The organism is Selenomonas sp. oral taxon 126 (assembly GCF_001683335.1).
Lineage (GTDB): Bacteria > Bacillota > Negativicutes > Selenomonadales > Selenomonadaceae > Centipeda.
This window is the reverse complement of sequence record NZ_CP016201.1, coordinates 2,594,880-2,601,386: the sequence shown is the minus strand read 5'-3', so window position 1 is coordinate 2,601,386 and position 6,507 is coordinate 2,594,880. Positions and strand designations below refer to the sequence as shown.

5 protein-coding genes and 1 other annotated feature are annotated in these 6,507 nt (G+C 56.5%); of the genes, 2 read left to right on the top strand and 3 right to left on the bottom strand.

Features of this window, described 5'->3' with window-relative positions:
• On the top strand, positions 1–2,858 hold a 2,858-nt coding region (locus AXF19_RS11830), incomplete at its 5' end, for a DEAD/DEAH box helicase (protein ID WP_237141612.1).
• Here AXF19_RS11830 and AXF19_RS11825 read toward each other — a convergent pair.
• The 3 genes from AXF19_RS11825 to AXF19_RS11815 form a co-directional block, all read right to left on the bottom strand.
• Entirely contained in the window at positions 2,853–3,635 is a 783-nt protein-coding gene (locus tag AXF19_RS11825; protein WP_066849210.1) for a tRNA 2-thiocytidine biosynthesis TtcA family protein, read from the bottom strand. The genes AXF19_RS11830 and AXF19_RS11825 overlap by 6 nt on opposite strands.
• A gap of 15 nt (positions 3,636–3,650) precedes the next feature.
• Positions 3,651–4,382: a thiamine diphosphokinase gene (locus tag AXF19_RS11820; RefSeq protein ID WP_066849207.1), complete on the bottom strand. Its 732-nt coding sequence runs from the start codon at positions 4,380–4,382 to the stop codon at positions 3,651–3,653.
• A 169-nt stretch (positions 4,383–4,551) separates the two neighbouring features.
• Complete coding sequence (locus tag AXF19_RS11815) at positions 4,552–4,866, bottom strand: hypothetical protein (protein ID WP_066849204.1); 315 nt, start codon at positions 4,864–4,866, stop codon at positions 4,552–4,554.
• A gap of 141 nt (positions 4,867–5,007) precedes the next feature.
• Between AXF19_RS11815 and AXF19_RS11810 the strand changes: the two genes are divergently transcribed.
• Entirely contained in the window at positions 5,008–5,739 is a 732-nt protein-coding gene (locus AXF19_RS11810; RefSeq protein WP_066849203.1) for a Fic family protein, read from the top strand.
• Positions 5,740–6,087: 348 nt separating this feature from the next.
• Positions 6,088–6,507 (top strand) — a sequence feature (16S ribosomal RNA rRNA prediction is too short).

Genomic DNA, 6,507 nt, shown 5'->3' with positions numbered 1-6,507 from the left:
CCCTCTGGAATGCGAAGCCGCGCTTCGGCAAGACGCTGACCTCCTACGATCTCATCCGCAGGATGGGCTTCACGAAGGTGCTCATTGTGACAAACCGCCCGAGCATTGCGAACTCGTGGGCAGAGGATTTTCACCGCTTCATCGGCTGGCACGGGGCGCTTGCCTTTGTGTCCGATACGGAGGCTCTGCGCGGCAGGGAGGGGGTGCTCACCCGCGAGGCGTACACGTCGCTACCCACGATGGAGGATGTCGGGATGGTGGCGTTCGAGTCCCTGCAGGGGCTGAAGGGATCGGTGTATTTCGGCGGGGAGTATGACAAGCTGCGCTGGATCAGCGAGCTGGAATTCGACCTCCTGATTGTGGACGAGGCGCAGGAGGGCATTGATACGATGCGGACGGAGCGAGCGTTCCGTCAGATCAGCCGTGCGCATACGCTCTATCTGTCGGGGACGCCGTTCAAGGCACTCGCGAGCGCACAGTTCGCGGCGGAGCAGATCTATAACTGGTCGTATGCGGATGAGCAGGAGGCAAAGGACTCGTGGGCGGATGATGCGTACAATCCCTATGAGCCGCTGCCAAGGCTCGCCATGTTCACCTATCAGCTCTCGCCGATGATCGAGGACGATCTGCGGCAGGGGATCGATCTCGGGGAGGAGCGTGCAGAGTATGCGTTCGATCTGAACGAGTTCTTTGCAACGAATGAGGGCGGGCGATTCGTGCATGAGGAGGAGGTGCGCAGGTTCCTCTATGCGCTGCGCACGAATGAGAAATATCCGTACTCGACGCCCGCACTGCGCGCGGAGCTGACGCATACGCTCTGGTTGCTGAACCGTGTCGCGAGTGCAAGGGCACTCGCAAAGCTGCTGCATGAGGATCCCGTGTTTGCGGACTATGAGATCGTGCTCGCGGCGGGGGACGGTGCACTCGATGATGTGCGGGCGAGCGAGGCGGCATATGACCGCGTGCGTGCGGCCATCCGCGACCACGAGCGGACGATCACGCTGAGTGTCGGGCAGCTGACCGTGGGCGTGACGATCCCTGAGTGGAGCGGCGTGCTGATGCTGTGCAATCTGCAAAGCCCCTCGTCCTATATGCAGGCGGCGTTCCGTGCGCAGAATCCGTGCGTCGTGACGCGGGCGGACGGGCAGCGGATGCGCAAGCAGACGGCGTATGTCTTTGACTTCGATCCTGCGCGGACGCTCATCATCTTTGACGCATTCGCAAACAATCTGTCCGCAGATACGGCGGACGGACGCGGGACGGGGGACGCACGGCAGGCGAATATCCGCCGTCTGCTGAATTTCTTCCCTGTGCTCGGCGAGGATGAGGCGGGGCGCATGGTGGAGCTGGATGCGGCGCAGGTGCTCTCGATTCCGCGCCGATTGAAGAGTGCGGAGGTGGTGCGGCGTGGCTTCCTGTCGAACTTCCTCTTTGCCAACATCGGCGCGGTCTTTGGTGCGCCCGCAGTTGTCCGCGACATTATGGATAAGCTCACGCCCGCGCAGGAGGATGTGCGTCCGAAGAATCCGCCGAAGTTGGATGAGATGGCATCGGTCTCGGTGGATGAGAATGGTGCAGCCGAGGTCTCGGGTGAGATCGTGATCGGACGGACACAGGATATTTTCGGAACGAAGCGCTATGCAGAGGTGGAGGAGCGCATTGTTACGGCGCTGCCGCAGATTGCGTCGTCTGCGGATGCCGCGCAGGTGGCGGAGTCAATCGCGGCTCTGACAGAGACAGTGAAGGAGCATCTGCGCACGGAGGTGATTGCGCCCGTGGCGGCTGCCTATGAGGTGAAGCCGCGTGCACAGGCGCGCATGGAGCGGCAGGTGGAGCAGGAGGTCGAGCGGCGTCTCACAGAGATTCATGAGGACTACGCACAGCAGACGAATATCGCACGGGCGGAGCTGGTGCGCAGGAGGGACGCGGCGGAGACGGCGGACGAGGTCACGGCGGCAGAGGCTGCTTTTAGTGCGGAGATGACGGCTGCACTCCACTCTCTGACGGAGGCGGCACAGGCAGCGGCGAAAGAGGCAATCGAGGAGAAGCCTGCAGAGCTGGTGGAGCGCATGGAGCGCGCGAAGGCGGAGGAGAAGAAGCGGACGCTCGAGGATGAGGTGCGTGCGCGTCTGCGCGGGTTCTCGCGGACGATTCCGAGCTTTGTCATGGCGTATGGGGATGCGGGGCTGACGCTCGCGAATTTCGATGACTATACGGAGGACGATGTCTTCGCCGAGGTCACGGGCATCACGGAGGCGGAGTTCCGTTTTCTGCGCGACGGCGGTACGTATACGCATCCCGAGACGGGGGCAGAGGAGTATTTTGCGGGGCATCTCTTTGACGAGGTGGTCTTCAATGACTCGATTGCGGAGTTTTTGAAGAAGCGGGAGGAGCTGGCGGACTACTTCGACGAGGCGCATACAGAGGATATTTTCGACTATATCCCGCCGCAGCGGACGAATCAGATCTTTACGCCGCGCGCGGTTGTGCGGCGGATGGTGGACGCACTCGAGGCGGAGAATCCCGGCTGCTTCGACGATCCGACGCGGACGTTTGCCGATCTCTATATGAAGTCGGGGCTGTATATCACGGAGATTGTAAAGCGGCTCTACCGCTCGGAGAAAATAAAAGCAGAATACCCGGATGACGCGGATCGCATTCGGCATATTCTGCGGAATCAGGTCTATGGGATGGCGCCGACGCGCATCATCTATCTCATCGCGACGAACTACATTCTTGGATTCGATGCGGCGATGCGGTCAGAGACGCGCAACTTCGTTCAGGCGGACGCGGCGCAGGCGGCAAAGGACGGGCGGCTTGCGGAGCTCGTGGAGGAGTGTTTCGGTGGCACATCATGATTTCTGCATAAAGGCGCGGTAGGTGCGCTCCATCTCCTTGCGCGTCTTGCTCGCGGGCCAGAGTTCGCCGAGCGCGCCCTCGCGCATTCCTGCGGCGAGGTGGTTGTAGAGGTTCGGATTCTCTGCGCTAAGATGCGCGATCAGCTCCTTGACGGTCTGGCGCGTCGTATTGCCGTTGTGCGGGCAGGGCGATGGGATCGGCGTGAAGCCGTGGTACCGGGTCGCGTCGATGATCTCCTGCTCGCGGAAGTAGACGAGGGGGCGGATGACGGTGATGTCCGTCTTGTCCAGATAGGTCTTGGGGCGGAATGTGTTCAGCTGCCCCGAATAGAATAGGCTCATGAGAAAGGTCTCCACCGCATCGTCGTGATGATGCGCGTAGGCGACCTTATTCATTTTGTGGGCGACGGCATAGCGGTTCACCGCGCCGCGCCGAAAGAACGCGCAGGTGAAGCAAGGACTTTTGTCGTCCTGCGCCGCAATCGCGCCCGCAATGTCCACGTCCACGACCTCGTAGGCGATGTCGAGACTCCGGCAGAATGAAGCGATTGAAGCGGTGTCAAACGACTCGTCGAACTGCGGATTGACGGTGAATGCTGCGATGTAGAAATCTCGTTTCAGACGCTCGCGCAGAATTGCAAGCGCGTAGGTGAGAAAAATGCTGTCCTTGCCGCCCGAGACGCCGATCAGGATGCGGTCGCCCTGCTCGATGAGCTCGAACTCGACGACGGCGCGCATGAGCTTGCTGAAATAGGACTGCGGGATGTTGATGTTCATGTATGTGAATCTTCCTTATTCTATATGGCAGAGATAGACGCCGAGGACACCGTGCTCGATGGATACAGTAAATACTTTTGCGCTGTTGTTGCGGGCGAGCACATTGCTGACTGCGAGCGAGGTGTGATTCGATATATGGGCGTTCGTTAGTTCCCAGTACAGCCCTTTGGTTGTTATACCTGTGCACTCCTCTGTGAAGGGGAGGAGGGAGATTGCGCGCGGTGGATTTTTGCAGGTGATGTGCAGCGTCTCGCCGTCGTGCAGATAGAAGAGCGACTCCCGCTCATCTGCAAGCACGCAGGGAACGGAGATGTGTGCGGCGACAGCAGCGGTGCTCATGAGATGATCGAGCCGCCCCCCGAATGCCGCTGTCAGAACGAGGAGCGGCGGCAGTGCTTCCTTAGCGGCGATATGAAACGCAAGCTCCGTGTCCGTGTCATCCTTTTCGGGCGGAAAGGAATGCACCTGCGCGGCCTTTGCAGCGCCCCACGTCCACGCCGCTGCGTTCGCACTGTCACCGTCGCCAATGAGGAGTGCAGGAGGCAGGCCGGCGCTATAACAGATATTAACACCGCGATCGATTGCCCAGACAGGGCGATCCGTTCCGCTCTTTTCATCCTGTGCGACGAGCCCTGCGAGCCAATCTGCTGCGGGCGGACGACCGCCGCCGATACAGACAACCTCCTGTCGTGGGCAGCAGGGAAGTGTGGCGCGGAGTGCGGGGAGAATGAGATGATGTTCGTTCATGCTGTTCCTCATATATTAGGATTTTCCACATCTCTTTTGAGCTTTTCTGCAAAGGCATTCACTTTCTCCAGATATTTTGCCATAGCAGATATAAGGTCGGTGCGGCGGCTGCTTTCATTCAAGAGCATATTCGAGCAGTTGGGCAGATATGATATAGTTCGATATTTTGTTAGAACCCGCCATGATTCAAGGCACTCCTAAAATAAAATGTTTCCCCCTGCTCCGGTAGCAGCTCGAAAATGTCAATAATTTCCTTTCTGGAAATGCCCTGCTCCTGCATAAAGTCTTTAATTAGAGAGATATAGCACTCTTCAAAGAACCCAAGAAGATACCCGGCGTGCGTGAGTTCGTCATAGGGAATTTCCTTCTTAAATATTTTTACCAATGTTTGATAGGGCATGACATCCTCGTGTCGAATGTTCATCAGCCCCTGACAGGCGCGGGAGGCACGATTGAGATATGGTTCTGATAGTATTTTGAGCATGATGTATCACCTCGATTACATTATACTATCCTGGTGGAAATAAGGCTAGCGCACATAAACAATAAAATATGATTTCACTTGTCGATGTACTGATATTTTTGTGTGCCAATGGTATAATAACACAAGACGGAGGGATAGCAGATGTCGGTTTTTGAGGAAATTGAGCGAAAGAAGGCAGCACTGGATGCGCGGAGGCCGCTGACAGCGGGGGAGCGCGAACGACTGAACGAGGAGTTTGCCATCGAGTACACATATAACTCCAATGCAATCGAGGGCAATACACTCACACTGCGTGAAACAGATCTCGTGTTGCGCGGTCTGACAATCGATCAAAAACCACTTAAGGATCACATGGAGGCGGTCGGACACAAAGAAGCATTTGACTTCGTGTGCGAATTGGTGCGGGAGCATGCGCACCTAACCGAGTATGCAATCAAGCAGATTCACGCGCTTGTTCTTGCAGATAAGCGGGAGGATCGCGGCGTCTATCGGAGAGTTCCTGTCCGTATCATGGGCGCGGCGCATGAACCTGTGCAGCCGTATCTCATCGAGTCACGCATGAAAGAGCTGCTGATTGATTACACGGGGCGCGATGAACATATCGTGCGAAGGCTTGCGCGCTTCCATATCGAATTTGAGAGAATCCACCCATTCATTGATGGAAACGGACGTACGGGGCGGCTTCTCGTCAATTTGGAACTTATGAAGGCGGGCTATCCGCCGATTGATATCAAATTCACAGATCGTGTTGCTTACTATAAGGCTTTCGATGCGTACGAAGACGGGGGCGACCTCGCTGCGATGGAGGAGCTGTTTGCTCGGTATCTCAATGAGAGATTGGATATGTATCTGAGCATCCTGGAAGAATCATAGGGCAGGTGTCCGTTATATCCGACAAGTCTTTTTGTAAAAAATGAAAAATGGGGGTTGACGAGCACCATCCCTCCGTGTTATATTATGATAGTCGCGCCGATGAGGGCAGCGCGGAGACGAAAAACTCCACAAACCTAGAAACGGCGCAGGATGTACCCTGAAAACTACACAATGCAAAACATGTTAGAATAACTTCTAACAAGCCAGATGCAACATCGTTGTGAAGGATTTATTCCTTCGGTCAACGAAACAACAATTCTTTTACAAGAATGACATAATGAGCCAACAGGCTCTCGAATAGGGGCAACCCTTTAGCGGAGAGTTTGATCCTGGCTCAGGACGAACGCTGGCGGCGTGCTTAACACATGCAAGTCGAACGGAGCGAATGAAAGCTTGCTTTTATGAGCTTAGTGGCAAACGGGTGAGTAACACGTAGACAACCTGCCGACAGGATGGGGACAACATTCCGAAAGGAATGCTAATACCGAATGAAGCGGAGGAGAGGCATCTCTCCTCCGTGAAAGATGGCCTCTTTTTATGCTATCACCTGTCGATGGGTCTGCGTCTGATTAGCTAGTTGGTGAGGTAACGGCTCACCAAGGCGACGATCAGTAGCCGGTCTGAGAGGATGAACGGCCACATTGGGACTGAGACACGGCCCAGACTCCTACGGGAGGCAGCAGTGGGGAATCTTCCGCAATGGGCGCAAGCCTGACGGAGCAACGCCGCGTGAGTGAAGAAGGTCTTCGGATCGTAAAGCTCTGTTGA